The sequence below is a fragment of the Azospirillum sp. B4 genome (assembly GCF_000333275.1).
Classification (GTDB): domain Bacteria; phylum Pseudomonadota; class Alphaproteobacteria; order Azospirillales; family Azospirillaceae; genus Nitrospirillum.
This window is the reverse complement of record NZ_BACU01000266.1, coordinates 1-17,990: the sequence shown is the minus strand read 5'-3', so window position 1 is coordinate 17,990 and position 17,990 is coordinate 1. Positions and strand designations below refer to the sequence as shown.

Genomic DNA, 17,990 nt, shown 5'->3' with positions numbered 1-17,990 from the left:
AATGTCGTGCCGGAACTCGACGTCAACTGACGACAAGCGGAGATATCATTATGCCTAGTATAAACATTCTGGCCATCGACGGCGGCGGGATGATGGGCGTCATCCCGGCCCGCATCCTGTCTTATCTGGATGGCTCCGTGACGAACCCAGTAATGGCGGGCGTGAAAAGCCTCACCACCTCAATTCCGGATACCTTTGGTTATGTGGCCGGGACGTCGACCGGGGGGCTATTGGCGGTTGGATTGACAGTGCCCATGTCGTCGGGGAGCACGCTGACCGGCAACGGCGCTTTGGAATTATACGTGAATAATGCGTCGTCAATTTTTCCGGGTGAAAAAACGCTCGTTGATGTGTTGACGTCCGGTGTGACCGCCTTTGGCAATGCCGGCGTAACCAAGACCGCCACCGGAACGACCGCCACCGGATTGGCGAGTGTGCTTGCCAGTAATTACGGCGCCCCCACCTGGGCGGGATGCTACTATCAAATCCAGCAAGGCCTTGTGGATGTTTGGGTGCCGTCCAACGTAAGCGGTGGAGCAAAATATGATTTTGGACTCAGTTCAACTCCTAATATAAATCCCGACGCGGTCCCTGTCGCCTACCTCTCAGATACGACCACGACGCTGATCATTCCAAGCTTCAATGGTAACTTGACCGCACCGCTGCCAACCCCGGAAACGTTCCAACCGGTATTGGCGCAGGTCAACAATTCGAAGGTTCCATGGGGCCCGGCGATCATCACCAACGAAACCAAGGTTTTGAACGCCGCGATGGACAGCACAACCGCCGAATCCATCAGCGTATTCCAGGCCTGCCTGATGACATCAGCCTGCCCGATGGTCCTGCCACCCGTGCCTTATGACCTGCAGTTCGGCGATATGCAGAAAGATCCCACCGGGTGCAATTACTTCCTTGATGGTGGTGTTTGGGCGAATAATCCGACTCAGGCGGCCTTGTTTTACATACAGCAGCAGAATGAATTGCGGAGTCAGAACAACGAAGAGCCCCTAACGATCAACTGCATCGTGTCGATTGGTTGTGGCATGTCTTCGGAGCCTACCGGCCTGAATTACCAAACAGTTGCGAATATGGGCGGGGGAATCATTTCCGACGGCAACGGCTGGATGAACTACAGCGGCATCAACGCGCTGGATGCCACGATCGCGTCTGGGGAGACCCTCTTTGCATCCGTCGAAATGCAGGAGAACTTTCCGAATACCTATTTCCGCCTGGATCCCGTGCTGACCTCGGCGGCGCCGTTCTGGAGCAATCAGTCCGCCACTCTTGACGATTGGATCTCCGCTGCGGATACCTTGGTGGAAAATTGGGTCAATAACGGTCAATGGGCGAAGTTGATCCAACAGCTCCAGACAGGCTTGCCAGGCTGATCTGATCCCGGTCGCTTGAAATCCCGACCTATGGGATTCCAAGCTCTGGCCGAACATCCGTGTCCTTCACGGGCGATGTGGATCGCATGGTTAGAGCCGGCCGCGTTAAATCGACGTCACAGCCGGCTCTAATCTCCGCTTCATCGCCGCCAACCTCGCGAGTGGCGACAGCCATTCTATTCTCGGGATCGGAAATGCGGGCCTCACACAGTTGTCAGGACCCGGCACCAGGCACGGCCATCAGCGGCCGCGCCTGGAAGACCGTCTTCAGGCAGATGCGGGTGGCGAATGTCTTGACCCCCGGCAGGTGGGACAGTTCGGCCCGCAGCAGTTCATCCAGCGCCCCGACGTCGCGCACCGCCACCCGCAGCACATAGTCGAAAGGGCCGGCGGTGGTATGGCATTCCAGCACCGAGGGGACGTTGGCGATGGCCGCCTCGAACGCCTGGTGACGGCCCAGGTCGATGGCCACGTCGACGAAGGCCAGCAACGGCAACCCCACGCGGGCACGGTCGATGTCCGCCCGGTATCCGGTGATCACCCCACTTTCCTCCAGCGCCTGCACGCGGTTCCAGCAGGGTGTCTTCGACAGGCCAACCGCCTCCGCGACCTGGGCGAACGAGGCGCGCCCGTCGGTTTCAAGCACGCTCAGCAGGCGCCGGTCGATGGCGTCCATGGTCATTCTCCCCAACGCAGCCCCTCAGGAACGATGTTCCTAAAATCCCCCATCCCTGGGCGGGTTCGCAACAATGTTCTGGGCGGCCCGCAGTATGATGGCCGCAGAGGGCACCCTGTGGGAGATCGATGGACATGAGCATGGACCGGGCGGCCTGCGCCGCTGTGGACCGGGCGGCCTGCGCCGCGCTGGATCGAGCGGCCTGCGCCGCGCTGGATCGCGACGACCCCCTGGCCGCGTTCCGTGAGGAATTCGACCTGCCGGAGGGGGTCATCTACCTGGACGGCAACTCGCTGGGCGCCCTGCCCAAGGCGGTGCGGTCGCGGCTGGGCGACGTGGTGGCGCGGGAGTGGGGCGCCGATCTGATCCGCAGTTGGAACACCGCCGGGTGGATCACCCTGCCCCAGCGCGTGGGCGCCCGCATCGCATCCATCATCGGCGCCGGAGCGGATGAGGTGATCGCCGCCGATTCCACCTCCGTCAACCTGTTCAAGCTGGTCACGGCGGCGCTGGCGGCGCGTCCCGGCCGCCGGGTGATCGTGACCGAGCCGGGCAATTTCCCCACCGACCTCTACATCCTGCAGGGTGTCCGCGACCTGCTGGGGGACCGGGCCGAGCTGCGGGTGATGGAGCCCGGAGGGCTGGAGGACGCCATCGACGGCGACACCGCCCTGCTGCTGCTGACCCAGGTGCATTACAAGACCGGCCGGATCCACGACATGGGCCGGTTGACGGCCACGGCCCAGGCGGCCGGCGCGCTCACCCTATGGGACCTGTCGCACAGCGCCGGCGCCATCGACGTCGACCTCAATGGGGCGAACGCCGACCTGGCGGTGGGCTGCGGCTACAAATACCTCAACGGCGGCCCCGGCGCCCCGGCCTTCCTGTTCGTGGCCAGGCGCCACCAGGCGCTCTTGCGCTCCCCCCTCTCCGGCTGGATGGGCCATGCCGCCCCGTTCGAGTTCAGCGACGCGTACGCCCCGGCCCCCGGCATCGACCGCATGCTGTGCGGCACGCCCTCCATCCTGGGCCTATCGGCGCTGGAGATGGGCGTGGACATCATGGCGCGGGCCGACCGCCGCGCGGTGCGCGCCAAGTCCATGGCCCTGGGCGACCTATTCATCCGGCTGGTGGAACAGGAATGCCCGGGGCAGTTCATCCTGCGGTCCCCCCGCGACGCCCGGGAACGGGGCAGCCAGGTCAGCTTCGGCCACGCCGACGGCTACGCCATCATGCAGGCGCTGATCGACCGGGGCGTCATCGGCGACTTCCGGGCGCCCGACGTGATGCGCTTCGGCTTCGCCCCCCTGTATGTCCGCCATGTCGACGTCTTTGACGCCGTGGCGACCCTCAAGGACATCATGGACAGCGGCGCCTGGCGCGGTGCCGCCTATCAGACCCGTGGAGCCGTCACGTGACCGCGACCCATCCCCCCCGTCCCCACACCCTGGCGGTCGACCTGTCGGAGGAGGCGCTGCACCAGACGCCCCCCATGAGCTATGGCGCCTATCTGGGCCTGGACCAGTTGCTGGCGGCCCAGCACCCGCGTTCCGACGAGCATGACGAGCTGCTGTTCATCATCATCCACCAGGCGTCCGAGCTGTGGATGAAACTGAGCCTGCACGAGCTGCGCGCGGCGCTGCGCCAGATCCAGGCGGACGACCTGGGCCCGGCCCTGAAGATGATCGCCCGCGTCAGCCGCATCCAGGCACAGCTGATCCAGTCATGGGAGGTGCTGTCCACCATGACGCCGGCGGATTACAGCCGCATCCGCCCACACCTGGGCCAGAGCAGCGGCTTCCAGTCCTACCAGTACCGGCAGCTGGAGTTCCTGCTGGGCAACAAGAACGCCGGCATGATGGCCGTCCACAAACCGGAACCCGCCCTTCACGCCACGCTGGAAGCGGCCCTGAACGCCCCCAGCCTGTATGATGAGAGCCTGCGGCTGCTGGCCCGCCGTGGCTTCGACATCCCGGCCGGGAAGCTGGACCGGGATTTCGCCCAGCCCTATGAGCCCGATGCCAGCGTGCAGGCCGCCTGGCTGGCGGTCTACCAGGACCCGCACAAGCACTGGGACCTCTACGACCTGGCGGAGAAGCTGGTGGATGTGGAATATCGTTTCCAGCAATGGCGCTTCAGCCACATGAAAACGGTGGAACGCATCATCGGCTTCAAGCCCGGCACCGGCGGCACCGGCGGCGTCAGCTATCTGGTCAAGGCGCTGAACCTCAGCTTCTTCCCCGAACTGCTGTCGCTGCGAACCGCGCTGTGAGGAGACCCCCGCCATGAGCCGCATCTGGGACATCACCCAGCCCCTGCGTCCCGGCATTCCGGTGTGGCCTGGCGACACCGCCTATCAGGAGGAGCGGGTCTGGGCCCTGGGCCCCGGTTGCCCCGTCAACGTCAGCCGGCTGACCCTCTCCACCCACACCGGCACCCATGCCGACGCGCCCCTGCACTATGACGCGTCGGGCCAGCCCATCGGCGCCGTCGACCTCACCCCCTATCTGGGACCCTGCCGCCTGATCGACGTGGCGGATGGAGCGGGTGCGGTGACCCCGGCGGAACTGGCGGGCCGCCTGGCCGGAACACCGCCGCGCGTCCTGCTGCGCACCTATCGCCGCTTCCCCCATGACGGCTGGGTCAGCAACTTCCGCGTGCCGGCTCCGGAAACGATCGAAGCCTTGGCCGCCGCCGGCGTCCGCCTTGTCGGTGTGGACGCCCCCTCCCTGGATCCGGAAGAGTCCAAGGACCTGCACGCGCACCATGCCGTGCGGCGCCACGCCATGGCCATCCTGGAGGGGCTGGTGCTCGACGGCGTCCCGGAGGGGGAGTATGAGCTGATCGCCCTGCCCCTGAAGCTGACCCAGGCGGACGCGGCACCGGTGCGCGCCATCCTGCGCGCCCTGGCGCCAACGGCTTAGCACCCCAAGAACGCCCTCCGACTTCCCGGGCCGGGTGCCCTTAGGAGGCGCGGCGCAACGCCGGCAGCATGTCCTCAGGCTCGGGCCGGCGGGTGTAATCCGGATTCACCTCGGCGTAGAGGATCGTCCCGTCCGGCGCGATGACGTAGCGGGCCGGCATCGGCAACGTCCAACTCTGGTCACCGTTGAAGGCCGGCAGGTCGTTCTTCAGGCCCTTGTAGAGATCGACAAGGTAACCGGGCAGTTCGAAGCGCAGGCCGAAGGCGGCGGCCACGTCGTTGTGGGTGTCGGACAGGATGGGGAAACCAAGGCCGTTCTGGCGGACGGACTTGCGGCTGTTCACCGGTAACTGTGGGGAAATGGCGACCAGGCTGGCGCCAAGGTCCTGGAAGTCCGGCAGGGCGGCCTGGAGCGCCTGCAGCTCCATGTTGCAGTAGGGGCACCACACGCCGCGATAGAAGCTCACCACCAGCGGCCCCTTGGCGAGCAGCGCCGCCGATGAGACGGGCCTGCCGTCGGGATCGTTCAGCGTGAAGCGGGGCGCTTGATCGCCGGCCTTCAGGGCGCGCGTGGCGGCCCCACTGGCGATCAGGTCGGCGGTCGCGCGGCGCATGGTTTGGATCACCGACGGCGGCACGCTGTAGGGCGGCTTGCCGGCTTCAAAGTCCGCCTTGAAGGCGTCGAGCTTGGATTGCAGGGACATGGGACTATCTCCGTGGAGCGGGGGGGCACGGCCCATTCCCCGCCGGAATTGCGGGTCAGTTGGACGGCAGCAGGGCGTTGACGCGGGAAAGGGCGCGCTGGACGGCGGGGCGCGCCGCGACATCGGCAAACCAGCGCGCGACATGGGGGGTATCCTCCAGCCCGACGCCGGCGAACTCGCGCCGCCACAGCCAGCCGAAATGGGCGATGTCGGCGACGGTGAACGCGTCGCCGGCGGTGTGGCGATGCCGCGACAGCACCCCGTCCAGCACCGACAGGGTGCGTTTGGCCTCGCCCAGGAAGCGCTCGATCGCGATCGGCTGCGGCTCGGCCGCGAAGCGCTGGAAGAACCCTGACTGGCCGAAGGCGGGGCTCAGCCCCGAGGCATGGAAGAAAAGCTGCTCGAACACCCGCGCCCGGCCCTCGCCGGAGGACGGCAGCAGGCGGCCGGTCTTTTCGGCGAGGTGGACCAGGATGGCGGCGGATTCGGTCAGGACGAGATCGCCATCGACCAGCACCGGCACCTTGGCGTTCGGGTTGAGTGCCATGAAATCGGGCGCCTTCTGCTCACCCTTGCGGACGTTGACGCCGTGCAACTCGTAATCGAGCCCCAGCTCCTCCAGCGCGATCGGCACCTTGACGCTGTTGGGCGTGGCGTAGGCGTAAACCTTAAGCATGGTGCGCTTCCTTGTGACGGAGCCCCGCCCGCAGCATCGGCGCGGCCAGCGCCAGAAGTGCCGAAACGGGGCTGCCGGTGATTTGAAAGGCGAGGATCCCCTGAAGGAGGGACGGCGCGGCGGCGGTTCCCATCAGCCAACAAACCATGATCCCGATCTCCTCGCTCCCTTCGGCCATCCGAAGGCGGACCAATAAATGCCTCTGGAAGGCTCGACGGGGCAGCGGGCTTGGGGTGATAATGCTCATTCCAAGGAGGAATGGCATGGACCGATATCAAGCAATGGCGGCCTTCGTGCGCGTGGTGGAGACCGGCTCCTTCTCGGCCGCCGCGCGGCAACTGAATGTCGGCCAGCCCGCCGTGTCGAAGACCATCGCCCAGTTGGAGGACCGGCTTCAGGTCAACCTGCTGATCCGCTCGACCCATGGCTTGAGCCCGACCGAGGCGGGCCACCGTTTCTATGAGCGGGCCAAGGCCGCCATCCGGGAAGCCGATGAGGCCGACCTGGCCGCGCGCGGCGCCGGGGCGGGGCTGTCCGGCGTCCTGCGCGTTTCGGCCGCCACCACCTTCGCCCGCCTGCATATCGTGCCGCTGCTGCCGCGCTTCCTCGAACAGCACCCGGAGCTTGAGATCGACGTGATCCTCGACGACCGCTTCATCGACCTGGTGGCCGAGGGTGTCGACGTGTCGCTGCGCATGGGCGCGCTGCCCGACTCATCCGCGGTCGCGCGCAGGCTGGCGACGGGGGCACGCTCCGTGTTGGCGACGCCCGCCTATCTGGCGCGCCGGGGGGAACCACACAGCCCCGCCGACTTGGCCGGGCACGAGGCCGTGATCCACAGCCAGTTGCCCAGCGTGTGGTGCTTCACCCGCGATGGCACCGAAGCCTCGGTTTCCATGCGCGGGCGCGTCAAGGTGAGCGCGGCCGAGGGGCAGCGGGCGGCGGTGCTCGCCGACATGGGGCTGACAATCGCCTCGGACTGGATGTTCGCCCCCGAACTCGCCAGCGGCGCGGTGCGCCGGGTGCTGCGGGACTGGGCCCTGCCTGCCCTGGACCTGTGGGCGGTGTTCCCCGGGGGGCGCATGGCCAGTGCCAAGGCGCGTGAATTCGCCCGCTTCGTGGAAGCGGCGATGGTCCCATCCTATTCCGGGATGGAATAAGCCATATCGCTCCGCGCCATCGTCCGTCCCGCCATCGGATGGCCTAGCTAGTCCGCCAAGCCGCCCCTTCCGGACGGCTGGAGACAAAGGATCAGCATCATGGCCAAGTTCGAGACCTATCGCGACGCTTTCCCCAACGCCCGCCTGGCCCGCAAGGACAATGGCGTGCTGGAGGTCGCCCTGCATACCGATGGCGGCAAGCTCGTCTTCAACGGGCATACGCATGAGCAGTTCGTGGAGCTGTTCCACCAGATCGGCGAGGACCGGGACAACCGCGCGGTGATCCTGACTGGCACGGGCGACGCCTTCATGGACATGATCAACCCGGAGGGCTTCGACTTCTTCACCCCCCAGGGCTACGACAAGATCCTGCGCGAGGGCCGCAAGGTGCTGTCCAACATCCTGGACATCGAGGTGCCCATGATCACGGCGCTGAACGGTCCGGTCCTGCTGCACAGTGAATACGCGCTGCTGACCGACATCATCCTGGCGACGCCGGACACCGTGTTCCAGGACAAGCCGCACTTCGAGTTCGGCATCGTGCCCGGCGATGGCATGCACCTGCTGTGGCCGCATGTGATCGGCTCGGTCCGCGGGCGCTACTTCCTGCTCACCCGCCAGGTGCTGAATGCCCAGACGGCGAAGGACTGGGGCGTCGTCAACGAGATCGTGCCGGCCGACCGCCTGCTTGCCCGCGCCCATGAGATCGCCGACGGCATCGCCGCCCTGCCGCCGCTGACCGGCCGCTACACCCGTATCGCGCTGACCCAGCAGCTCCGCCGCCTGATCGATGAGGGCACCGCCTACGGCCTGGCCCTGGAGGGCATCAGCGCCGCCGACGTGGCCCGCCGCATGGCCGCCCAGGGCTGAGACCACGACCGCCGCCCGGCCAACGCTGGGCGGCGGGCCTCAACGGGGACGCCGGCATAACCGCCGCTTTCACGGATGGCTCCCTCACTCGGGCGAAAACCACGCCGTCAGTTGGCCGCCCGCCAGCTGACGAGGCCTTGGTGATCCTGGCGCAGCAGATCCCCCATCTGCGATGCTGGCAACGGCCGGCTGTACAGGTAGCCCTGCATGACCTGGCAGCCATGGTACAGGAGGGCGCTGGCTTGCTCCGGGCGCTCCACGCCCTCGGCGACAAGCCGGAGTTTCAGGGCCGATGCCATGTTGATGATCGCCGCCACGATGGCGGCGTCGCTGGGGTCGTCCAGCATGTCGCGCACGAAGGTCTGATCGATCTTCAACACGTCGATATCGAAGCGCTTCAGATAGGCCAGGCTGGAATGGCCGGTTCCAAAATCGTCGATGGCGATGGTCAGGCCCAGTTGCTTCAGATCGTTGATCGCCCGCCGCGTATGCTCGATATCCCGGATCAGGGCGCCTTCAGTGATTTCCAGCTCCAGCTTTTCCAGAGGGAAGCCCGTATCCTGCGCCACCTCCCTGATCATCCCGGCAAGGTCGTCCTCCGCGAACTGCACGGGTGACACGTTGACCGCCAGATGCAAGGGAAAGCCTTCCTCGTGCCACAGCTGGGCCTGCCGGCAGGCCTGTCTGAAAATCTGGCGACCCAAGGGCACGATCAGCCGTGTCTCATCAGCCAGCGGGATGAAATCCGCCGGTGAAACCAGGGCCCCGGCGCTGTCCCGCCACCGGGCCAACGCCTCCGCCCCCACGATGCGGCCCGCCGTGATGTCCACCTTGGGCTGGAAATGAACCTCGAACGCCTCCTCCGCGGCGACCGCCTCGCGCAGCCGCATTTCCAGGACCTGGCGCTTCTGCAACGCCTGCTCGATATCCTTGGAAAAAAAACAATGCCGGTTCCCGCCGCGCTGCTTCGCGCGATAGATGGCCACGTCGGCATGGCGGTACAGCGCGTCCATGTCCTCACTGTCATCGGGATAGAGCCCGATGCCGACGCTGGCCGTCAGTGAGAAGCGATGCCCCCCGACATCGAACGGCGTTCCGAAGGTCCCCAGGATGGTTCGCGCCCGGTGTTCCACCCGCTCCGTGTCACCGGCGTCGGGCACCAATATGGCGAATTCATCGGCCCCGTGGCGGCTGATGGTCGTATCGGCCGGCAGAACGCCGGCCAGACGCCGCGCGAGATCCTGCAACAGGGCGTCACCGGCCGCGTACCCCGCCGTATTGTTAACGACCTTGAAGGTGTCGATGTCCAAGAGGAACAGCGCAGCGCGACTGCCGTTCCGCTGGGCTTGGCGCAGGGCCTGGTCTCCCCGGTCCCGCAGCAGCAAGCGGCTGGGCAAATTGGTCAACGGATCATGGTTGGCCAGGTGGGTCATCTTCAGCGCCATGGCCTGGGTCGCGCTGACGTCATGGAAGACGATGATGGCCCCCGTCACCTGACCATCATGATCGATGATGGGGGCGGCCGAATCCTCGACGTGGAAGAGTTCGCCATCCCGGCGCTGCATGACGCAATTAAGGGCCATGCCCACGATGCGCCGTTCCTTCAACGCCCAGCGGATGGGGTTTTGCAGGGGGCGTTGGTCGCTGCCATCCTGCAAGGGCAGGATCGTTTCGATGGCGTGTCCCACCGCGTCAACCCCGCGCCAACCGGTCAGTTGCTCCGCAATGGGGTTGAGGAAGGTGACGATGCCCGCCGTGTCGGTGGCGATGACCCCGTCCCCGATGGAGTTCAGCGTGATCCGCAGCCGCTCCTTCTCATCAAACAGGGCGAGTTCCGCCTGTTTGCGATCGGAAACGTCGGTGATCAGCATCAGGAAAGTGGTGGCCCCGCCTTCGGCCGGCCGATGCACCAGGGATACCTGGCCGAACAACGGCGTGCCGTCCGGTCGCGACAGCCGGAGCTCGGCGGAGCGTGATTGGCCCGCCAGGACCTGCCCCACATCGTCAGCCAACACCGCCACATTGGCGCCGCCCAGCACGTCGCCAAGGTGGCGCCCCCGCATCGCCGCCGCTTCCCGTCCGAACCACTGGCCCCTGATGTCGTTGCAGAACAGGTTCCGCAATTGATCGTCCCACACCGCGATGAACGCGGGCAACCGGTCGACCAGATCCGTCAGGTCGCGCCGGGCCTGCGCCAGTTGGCGCGTGCGGTTGCGCAGCGCCAGGTGGGTACTCACCCGCGCCTGGACGACAGGTATGTCCAACGGCTTGCGCAGGAAGTCGACACCGCCGCTTTGCAGGGCGCGTATCTCGTGGCTGGGTTGGTGGTGGGAGGTGACGAAGATGACGGGAGTATCCAACTGCCCGGCCTCGGTCTTCAGGATCCGGCACACCTCATAGCCATCAATGTCGGGCATCTCTATGTCCAGCAGGATGACATCGGGCCTGCAATGATCGGCGACGGCCAGCGCCTCGCGCCCATTGGTGGCCAGGAAAAGGTCGCCCAGCCCCGTCAGGGCATGGTGCAACATGCGGATGTTGGCTGGATCATCATCCACCAGAAGGATTCTGGGATTGGGCCCACCATCCTCATCAAGCATGGAAAAATCCATTCATACTGTAAACGGATGGGCGGAATACCTGCCTCAGCAGCTGTATAGGATGCCAACATTAAAGCAATCTTAAAATGCGCTAACGTATAGGATCTCGAAAGGATAGTGCGGAACGGCGCCAGCCGATCCCAAATTGTCAAAGGCCAGCAGGCCGCAATCAGATGCGGTCAATGTAGGATTTCATTAGGTCTTTGCAAGTGATTATCAATCATCATTCCCTATCGGGGAATATACGGCGCCCCTCCTGCCTTTGGTCATCTAGGCCCGAAACCTGGTTCCGCTAGTATGATCGCGATATCCAGGTGGTTCTCTTCCTTCCAATGGATCGTGGTCTGACATGACGGCTTCCAGTGCACGCTTGATGGGTCGATGGGCGATGGTGGTGCTGCTGGCGGGCTTGGCCCTGACCGGCGGGGCGGTCGTATGGACGATGTCCCACAATAGCGCGAAAATAGAAGAGGCGGTGCGACGTGACCTGGAACAGGTGGCGGACATCATCCACGACCGTGTGACCCTGTACCGCTACGGCCTGCGCGGCATGCGGGGCGCCATCCTGACCGCTGGGGAAAACGGAATCACGACCGCCGTGGTCCGTCACTACAGCCAGACCCGCGACCTGACCGGTGAATTCCCCGGGGCCCGTGGTTTCGGATTCATCCGCCGGGTGGCGCCGGCCGATGAGGCGCGTTTCCTGGAAATGGCGCGGGCGGATGGGCGCCCGGATTTCGCCATACGCCAGTTGAGCCCCCACGACGGTGAGCGCGACGTCATCCAGTTCATCGAACCCGAAGGCCCCAACACCGCCGCGGTTGGGCTCGACATCGCCTCGGAAACCAACCGGCGGGAGGCCGCCCAAGCCGCGATGGACAGTGGCGAAGCCCGCCTGACCGCGCCCATCACCCTGGTCCAGGCCAGCGGTGACAGGCTGCAATCCTTCCTTCTGCTTCTGCCCATCTATCACGGGTACGCCACACCGGAATCCGTGGAAGCGCGACGGCAGGCAGCCTTCGGCTGGGCCTACACGCCGCTGAACATGAAGGAAGTGCTGGCGGGGGTCGCGCCGGATCCCCGGCGGCTGGAATTGGATCTGCGTGACACCAAGGCCCCCGATGACCCGTTTTTTCACACCGTGAGCCCGCAGCCGGGCGATCGCGTCACACGCACGATGGAACAGTCGGTTCATGGGCGTACCTGGCGTATCCGGATAGGCGCCACGCCGGCGTACGTCAAGGCGATGAATCTGACCAACCCGACAGCGGTCACGGTGCTGGGGGTGGGGCTGTCGGCCTTGGCGGCCCTCTTCGCCGCCGTGGTGGCGCAAAGTCGGGCCCGGCGGCGTCAGGCGTTGCGGATGCAGGTCAGCCTGGCGACCATCATCGCCAACACCGCCGACGCCGTGGTCACCGAGACCTTGGACGGCATCATCACCAGCTGGAACCAAGGTGCCGAGGCCCTGTTCGGCCATAGGGCGGCGGATGTGATTGGCCGCTCCCTGGCCGCCCTGGTGTTGCCACACGACCGCCGCGAGGAGGACGGCACCATCCTCGCCCGGGCCACAGCCGGCGAAGCCATCCCCGCCTTCGACACCCGCCGCCTGCGGGCGGATGGCACCGCCGTGGACGTATCCCTGACCGTCTGCCCCATCCACGACGACAGGGGCACGCTGGTCGGGGTGGCCAAGCTGATGCAGGACGTCAGCGAGCGGGTAGCGGCGGAGCGGCAGTTGCTGGACATGCACACACAGTTGGAACAGGACGTGAAGGCGCGGACGAGCGAGCTGGGCACCGCGCGCCGTACCTTGCAGACCGTGTTGGACTCTGTTCCCTCCATGATCGGCTACTGGGACCGGGATCTGCGTTGCCGCATGGCCAACCGGGCCTTGTCATCCTGGCTGGGCGTCCCGCCCGCCAGCCTGATTGGGCAAGCCATGCAGGCGACGCTGGGCGAGGAGAGTTTCGCGCAATACCGGGCCTTCATGGAGGCGGCGCTTAGGGGCGAGCCCCAAGCCTTTGAACGCGCCGTTCGCGAACAGAATGGCCAAGGTACCAGACACTTCTGGATCAACTACATTCCCGACGCGCTCGACGACAGGATCCTGGGCTTCTATGTCGTGGCCCATGACATCACCGAACTGGCGGAGGGCCGCCGAAAGCTGACCGCCGCCCTGCGGGAAAATCAGTCGCTGCTGCAGACCATAGACGAACAGTTGCTTTGTTCAAGCACGGACGCCGCCGGCCGCATCCTGACCATCAATGACAATTTCTGCCGGACGATCGGGCACACGCGCGAGGAATTGATCGGCAAGAGCCACCGGATCATCAGTTCGGGCATGCACGACAAGGCGTTCTGGGAGCACATGTGGTCAACCATCTCCGCCGGGAAGACCTGGCGGGGAGAGGTCTGCAACCGTGCCAAGGATGGAAGCCTGCACTGGATGGATAGCCTGATCACGCCCTTCTTCGGCAACGACGGAACCATCGAGCGATATCTGGCCCTGCGCATCGACATCAATGACCGTAAACAGGCGGAGGCCGAGCGCAACCGCATCACCTCCCTGCTCAGCAGCGTCCTGGCCTCCGCCACGGAATTCTCCATCATCGCGACCGACCCCACCGGCATCATCACCATCTTCAACAGCGGTGCGGAGCGCATGCTGGGATACGCCGCTGAAGAAATGGTGGGGAAACAGACCCCGGCCATCATCCATGTGGCGGAAGAGATCGAGCAGCGGGGCCGGGAACTGAGCGCGGAATTCGACACGCCCATCGAAGGTTTCCGCGTCTTCGTCCACAAGCCGGAGATCGACGGGGCGGAGGCGCGCGAATGGACCTATGCGCGCCGGGATGGAACCCGCCTGGAGGTGGTGCTGGTCGTCACCGCCATCCGGACCGAAGATGGCGGCATCGCGGGTTATCTGGGCGTCGCCCAGGACGTCACCCAGCGCATGGAAGCGGAACGGCAGTTGCTGCTGGCCAAGCAGGCGGCGGAGGCGGCCAGTGTCGCCAAAGGGCAATTCCTGGCCAATATGAGCCATGAGATCCGCACGCCCATGAACGCTGTCCTGGGCATGCTTACCCTGGTTCAGCGCACGGCCCTGGACAGCCGGCAGCAGGACTATGTGACCAAGGCGCACACCGCCGCCAATTCGCTGCTGGGGCTTCTGAACGACATCCTGGATCTGTCCAAGATCGAGGCCGGCAAGCTGGAACTGGACGCCCATCCCTTTGAACTGGAGGGATTGCTGCGCGACCTGGCCGTCGTGTTGGCCGGCAACAGCGAAAACAAGGATGTCGAGGTCCTTTTCGACATCCCGATCGACCTGCCCCGGGCTTATGTCGGCGACAGCCTGCGCCTGCGCCAGGTGCTGTTGAACCTTGCGGGGAACGCCCTGAAGTTCACGGAGCATGGACAGGTGATCGTCAGCGCCGGCCTGGTCGCCGCCGAGGGGGTGGGCGTGACGTTGCGCCTGGCCGTCAGCGATACCGGCATCGGCATCGCGCCGGACAAGCTGCAACACATCTTCGGCGCCTTTCAGCAGGCGGAGGGATCGACGACGCGCCGCTTCGGCGGAACGGGACTGGGCCTGGCCATCACGCGGCGCCTGGTGGAGATGATGGGCGGGGACTTGCGGGTCGAAAGCACGCTGGGACAGGGCAGCCGGTTCTGGTTCGACATCCGGCTGCCGGTGGATGTCCCGCCCCCCCTGGTGGCGGCCGGGAAGGTGGGGCTCGCGGTTCTGGTGGCGGAAGACAATCCGGTGGCCGGCGCCATCCTCGTCAACCTGCTGACCAGCCTGGGGCACCGGGCCACGTTGACGGCCAGCGGAGCGGAGGCGCTGCGGCGTGTGGCGGACGCGGCGGGCGGCCCATCCCCCTACGACGTCGTGCTTTTGGATTGGCGGATGGCGGGCATGGACGGCCTGGCCACCGCCAAGCGCATCCGCGCCCTGGACGGCAAATGTCCCTCCATCATCATGGTGACGGCACACGGGCGGGAGGTGCTGGCGGACGCCGCGCAGGACCCGCTGTCGCCCTTTGACGCGATGTTGACCAAGCCCCTGACACCCGGCCAGTTGAACGCCGCCCTGAACGGCACGCTGGACCATTCCCCGTCCGCCACCGCGATCCCGGCGACCACGCCATTGGCCGGATGCCGACTGCTGCTGGTGGAGGACAATCCCATCAACCAGCAGGTCGCGTTCGAACTCCTGTCCGGGCTGGGCGCTTCGGTCGACCTGGCTGGCGGCGGTTTGATCGGTGTTGAAAAGGTTTTGACCTCCTCCCCCCCCTATGACGCGGTGCTGATGGATATCCAGATGCCCGACATCGACGGGTATGAGGCCACGGGCCGCATCCGGGCGGACGGCCGGTTCCGGACCCTGCCCATCATCGCCATGACGGCCCACGCCTCCCAGTCCGACCGGGAGGCCTGCCTGGCGGCTGGCATGAACGACCATGTGACCAAGCCCATCGACCTCGACGCCATGCTTGCGGTGCTGTCCAACTGGGTGGCGCTGGACGCCGGCACCATGCCGCGCCCGGCCATGTCCATCGAACCGGCACCCCGGGGGGATACCGACGACCTGACGGAAGCGATCGACAGCCTGACGCGACGGATGGCCGGCCGGCTGGACGTTCTCGCCAGCCTGCTGCCGGACTTCGAGACCCGCACCGGGGAATTGCTGACGGAGATTGAGCAGGGGATCGCCCGCCAGGACATTGCCCAACTGGCTGCCCTGTTCCACACCATCAAGGGCAGCGCCGGTTCCATGGGCGCGCGGCGCCTGGCTGCGGAGGCGGCGGCGTGGGAAGACCGCCTGAACGGCTATGGCGCCGACGCGTTGGCGCGGCTGCGGCGGGACGATGAGCTTGTGCCGGAACTGCGCGACCTGCTGGTCCGGTCGGTGCGGCGCCTGTCAGATCACGTGCCGGCCCAGCGGGCCGACACGGCCGAGGCCGGGCCCGCCCAGAGTCAGGACTGGCGGACGGCGCTATCTTCGCTACTATCCCTGCTCGACGCCAGGAACCTGCGGGCGCTGGAGGAAATGGCCGTGGTGCAGGCCGCCCTTCCCCCTGATCGCAAGGAGCGGTTCGTCACCGTGGCGGCGCAAATCCAGGCCTTCGACTTCATGGCGGCCGCGGCGGGACTGCGCGAGATGATGGAGAGGGCCTGATCCATGGCGCTTACGGCTCAAGCGATGGCCGACACGGACACGACCCGCCCCAAAATCCTGGTGGTGGATGACGACCCGCTCAACATCCGCCTGTTACACTTGGTGCTGGGGCAGCAGCATGACGTCTATATGGCGACCTCGGGCGAGCAGGCGCTGGCGCTGAGCGTCGAGATTAAGCCCGACGTGATTCTGCTGGACGTGATCATGCCGGGCATGGATGGCCATGAAATCTGCCGCCGGCTGAAAGCCAACCCTGTCACCATGGAAATCCCGGTCATTTTCATCACCGCCCAGAACAACGAGGCCGAGGAGGTCCGCGGGCTGGAGCTGGGCGCGGTCGACTTCATCCGCAAGCCCATCAACGCCGTGATCCTGCAGGCGCGCCTACGTACCCACGTCACCCTGAAACGGCAGGGCGACATTCTGCGCACCATGGCATCGGTGGACGGCCTGACGGGTGTGGCCAACCGGCGGCGTTTCGAAGAAATCCTGGGGTTGCACTGGCTGCAGTCCGCCCGTACTGGGGCGCCGCTGTCGCTCATCCTGTTCGATGTCGACCATTTCAAGAAATATAACGATCACTATGGCCATCGCGCGGGCGATGACTGCCTGGTGCGGGTGGCGGGGGCGGCGGCCAAGGCCATGCGGCGCCCCTTCGACCTGATTGCCCGTTATGGCGGGGAGGAATTCGCCTGCGTCCTGCCCGACACCGACACGGCCGGCGCGCTTCATATCGCCGCCCTCATCCTGGCGAACGTCGCCCAGTGCGCCATCCTGCATGAGACGCTGGGCGCCGATCGGCTGGTGAGCGTCAGCGCCGGGATCGCCACCCAGCGCGGCGCCGTCGACCAGGATTACGAGGCATTGGTCAAGGCGGCGGATCAGCAGTTGTATCGTGCGAAGGCCGATGGTCGCAACCGGGTGGCGGCCGCCCCCGCTTGACGCGGGAGCGACGTCTCACCCCAAGCGGCGCCTCTCGTCTGCCGGTACCGAGATAAAGGAACGGACCTGACCATCGGGCGACACGCAGCGGTGTAAATCGGCGCGATCAAATGATCGCCACCGATTTAAATGAAATCAAATGGATACCGTGCCGATCGGTGCCCAAGCCGCGTTCCGCTCAATCATGAACAGGTTACGAGCGGGATGCGATCACGCGTGATCGCATCCCGCTAACACTCGGCCCTATGTCACAGCCAGCAGTTGGAAGATGGCGGCACCGGCAGACGCCCCAGTCGCCCTGACACGCCGAGGGCCGCGCATAAATTATCCCCGCACCCTCCCGGCGCACCCGGAAATTCCTCAACGATTTCAACGGTTGGCCACTTTATGTGATGGAAGTTTGGCCATTTGGTGCGTTGGATGGCCACTTTATGTGTTGGGGGACACAACCGATAAAAAAACCAAAAAGTAGAAATCGTTTGACAACGCTGTCAACACAACTGCTAATAACGCTGCTGATGCACGGGCGGTGACGCCGGGGCGTTGCCTGCGGTCTAAGACGGGCAACGATCGGTAAAGTTCACCAAGTCCCATGCGTCATCATGCATGGCCTTCAGACCAATGCGCCAAGTAAGAACAAATATAGCTTCGGGAGGATAGAGACATGAGCGCGCAAGCACTATGCCGATCCTGTCATGGACATACTCGTTACAGTTAGAGTTGGTTGATTTTTCCCGGTAACGGGAAGGGGCGGGCATAGCCGGCTGTCAGACCGGCACGCCCCGTCTTCCAGCATCAGGTAGATCCGTCGCGACCGGACAGCAACGCTGTGCCGTTCCCTGGCGCGCACCCTAAACCATGGGTTG

13 protein-coding genes are annotated in these 17,990 nt (G+C 65.3%); 8 read left to right on the top strand and 5 right to left on the bottom strand.

Annotated features, from left to right (window positions below; translation table 11 throughout):
- Positions 1-50: 50 nt before the first annotated feature.
- Entirely contained in the window at positions 51-1,388 is a 1,338-nt protein-coding gene (locus I55_RS34395; protein ID WP_159107167.1) for a patatin-like phospholipase family protein, read from the top strand.
- Positions 1,389-1,602: 214 nt separating this feature from the next.
- Here I55_RS34395 and I55_RS11510 read toward each other — a convergent pair whose 3' ends face one another.
- Positions 1,603-2,064 (bottom strand): Lrp/AsnC family transcriptional regulator, encoded by a 462-nt coding sequence (locus tag I55_RS11510; protein WP_044560706.1) that lies wholly within the window; start codon positions 2,062-2,064, stop codon positions 1,603-1,605.
- A gap of 134 nt (positions 2,065-2,198) precedes the next feature.
- Between I55_RS11510 and kynU the strand changes: the two genes are divergently transcribed.
- From kynU to kynB, 3 genes are read left to right on the top strand one after another with little or no spacing between them, the layout of a single operon-like run.
- Positions 2,199-3,482, top strand: coding sequence for a kynureninase (kynU, locus tag I55_RS11505; RefSeq protein ID WP_252181115.1), 1,284 nt, complete (start codon positions 2,199-2,201; stop codon positions 3,480-3,482).
- On the top strand, positions 3,479-4,336 hold the full coding sequence (gene kynA, locus I55_RS11500) for a tryptophan 2,3-dioxygenase (protein WP_044560695.1): 858 nt from the start codon (positions 3,479-3,481) through the stop codon (positions 4,334-4,336). The genes kynU and kynA overlap by 4 nt, the downstream gene beginning before the upstream one ends.
- Positions 4,337-4,349: 13 nt before the next feature.
- Entirely contained in the window at positions 4,350-4,988 is a 639-nt protein-coding gene (gene kynB, locus I55_RS11495; RefSeq protein ID WP_044560694.1) for an arylformamidase, read from the top strand.
- 40 nt (positions 4,989-5,028) lie between these two features.
- On the opposite strand, the gene I55_RS11490 is transcribed toward kynB, so the two are convergent.
- Genes I55_RS11490 through I55_RS11480 form a run of 3 tightly spaced genes read right to left on the bottom strand, consistent with a single transcriptional unit; the run spans position 5,029 to position 6,614 of the window.
- A complete protein-coding gene (locus I55_RS11490) occupies positions 5,029-5,691 on the bottom strand; it encodes a peroxiredoxin-like family protein (RefSeq protein WP_044560693.1) in 663 nt (220 codons plus the stop codon).
- A gap of 55 nt (positions 5,692-5,746) precedes the next feature.
- On the bottom strand, positions 5,747-6,367 hold the full coding sequence (locus I55_RS11485; protein WP_044560692.1) for a glutathione S-transferase family protein: 621 nt from the start codon (positions 6,365-6,367) through the stop codon (positions 5,747-5,749).
- Positions 6,360-6,614, bottom strand: coding sequence for a hypothetical protein (locus tag I55_RS11480; protein ID WP_159107166.1), 255 nt, complete (start codon positions 6,612-6,614; stop codon positions 6,360-6,362). Before I55_RS11480 ends, I55_RS11485 begins: the two co-directional genes overlap by 8 nt.
- Before the next feature lie 16 nt (positions 6,615-6,630).
- Here I55_RS11480 and I55_RS11475 point away from each other — a divergent pair, with 16 nt between their 5' ends.
- Positions 6,631-7,527 carry a LysR family transcriptional regulator gene (locus I55_RS11475; protein WP_044560690.1) on the top strand — a complete coding sequence of 299 codons (897 nt, stop codon included), beginning with the start codon at positions 6,631-6,633 and terminating at the stop codon, positions 7,525-7,527.
- Positions 7,528-7,626: 99 nt separating this feature from the next.
- Positions 7,627-8,397 (top strand): enoyl-CoA hydratase/isomerase family protein, encoded by a 771-nt coding sequence (locus I55_RS11470; RefSeq protein ID WP_044560689.1) that lies wholly within the window; start codon positions 7,627-7,629, stop codon positions 8,395-8,397.
- A 107-nt stretch (positions 8,398-8,504) separates the two neighbouring features.
- Here the strand turns inward: I55_RS11470 and I55_RS11465 are convergent, their stop codons facing one another.
- Positions 8,505-10,955, bottom strand: a complete 2,451-nt coding sequence (locus I55_RS11465) for an EAL domain-containing protein (protein ID WP_199902560.1) — start codon at positions 10,953-10,955, stop codon at positions 8,505-8,507.
- A gap of 391 nt (positions 10,956-11,346) precedes the next feature.
- On the opposite strand from I55_RS11465, the gene I55_RS11460 reads away from it, so the two are divergent.
- Positions 11,347-16,182, top strand: a complete 4,836-nt coding sequence (locus I55_RS11460) for a PAS domain S-box protein (RefSeq protein WP_085939991.1) — start codon at positions 11,347-11,349, stop codon at positions 16,180-16,182.
- A 3-nt stretch (positions 16,183-16,185) separates the two neighbouring features.
- Positions 16,186-17,124: a diguanylate cyclase domain-containing protein gene (locus I55_RS11455; RefSeq protein WP_083901025.1), complete on the top strand. Its 939-nt coding sequence runs from the start codon at positions 16,186-16,188 to the stop codon at positions 17,122-17,124.
- Positions 17,125-17,990 lie beyond the last annotated feature (866 nt).

Coding starts and splice junctions, on each gene's coding strand:
- I55_RS11460 (WP_085939991.1), top strand. CDS start 11,347: ATGACGGCTTCCAGTGCACGCTTGATGGGTCGATGGGCGATGGTGGTG.
- kynB (WP_044560694.1), top strand. CDS start 4,350: ATGAGCCGCATCTGGGACATCACCCAGCCCCTGCGTCCCGGCATTCCG.
- I55_RS11510 (WP_044560706.1), bottom strand. CDS start 2,064: ATGGACGCCATCGACCGGCGCCTGCTGAGCGTGCTTGAAACCGACGGG.
- I55_RS11455 (WP_083901025.1), top strand. CDS start 16,186: ATGGCGCTTACGGCTCAAGCGATGGCCGACACGGACACGACCCGCCCC.
- I55_RS11470 (WP_044560689.1), top strand. CDS start 7,627: ATGGCCAAGTTCGAGACCTATCGCGACGCTTTCCCCAACGCCCGCCTG.
- I55_RS11480 (WP_159107166.1), bottom strand. CDS start 6,614: ATGAGCATTATCACCCCAAGCCCGCTGCCCCGTCGAGCCTTCCAGAGG.
- I55_RS11485 (WP_044560692.1), bottom strand. CDS start 6,367: ATGCTTAAGGTTTACGCCTACGCCACGCCCAACAGCGTCAAGGTGCCG.
- kynU (WP_252181115.1), top strand. CDS start 2,199: ATGAGCATGGACCGGGCGGCCTGCGCCGCTGTGGACCGGGCGGCCTGC.
- I55_RS11475 (WP_044560690.1), top strand. CDS start 6,631: ATGGACCGATATCAAGCAATGGCGGCCTTCGTGCGCGTGGTGGAGACC.
- I55_RS11490 (WP_044560693.1), bottom strand. CDS start 5,691: ATGTCCCTGCAATCCAAGCTCGACGCCTTCAAGGCGGACTTTGAAGCC.
- I55_RS34395 (WP_159107167.1), top strand. CDS start 51: ATGCCTAGTATAAACATTCTGGCCATCGACGGCGGCGGGATGATGGGC.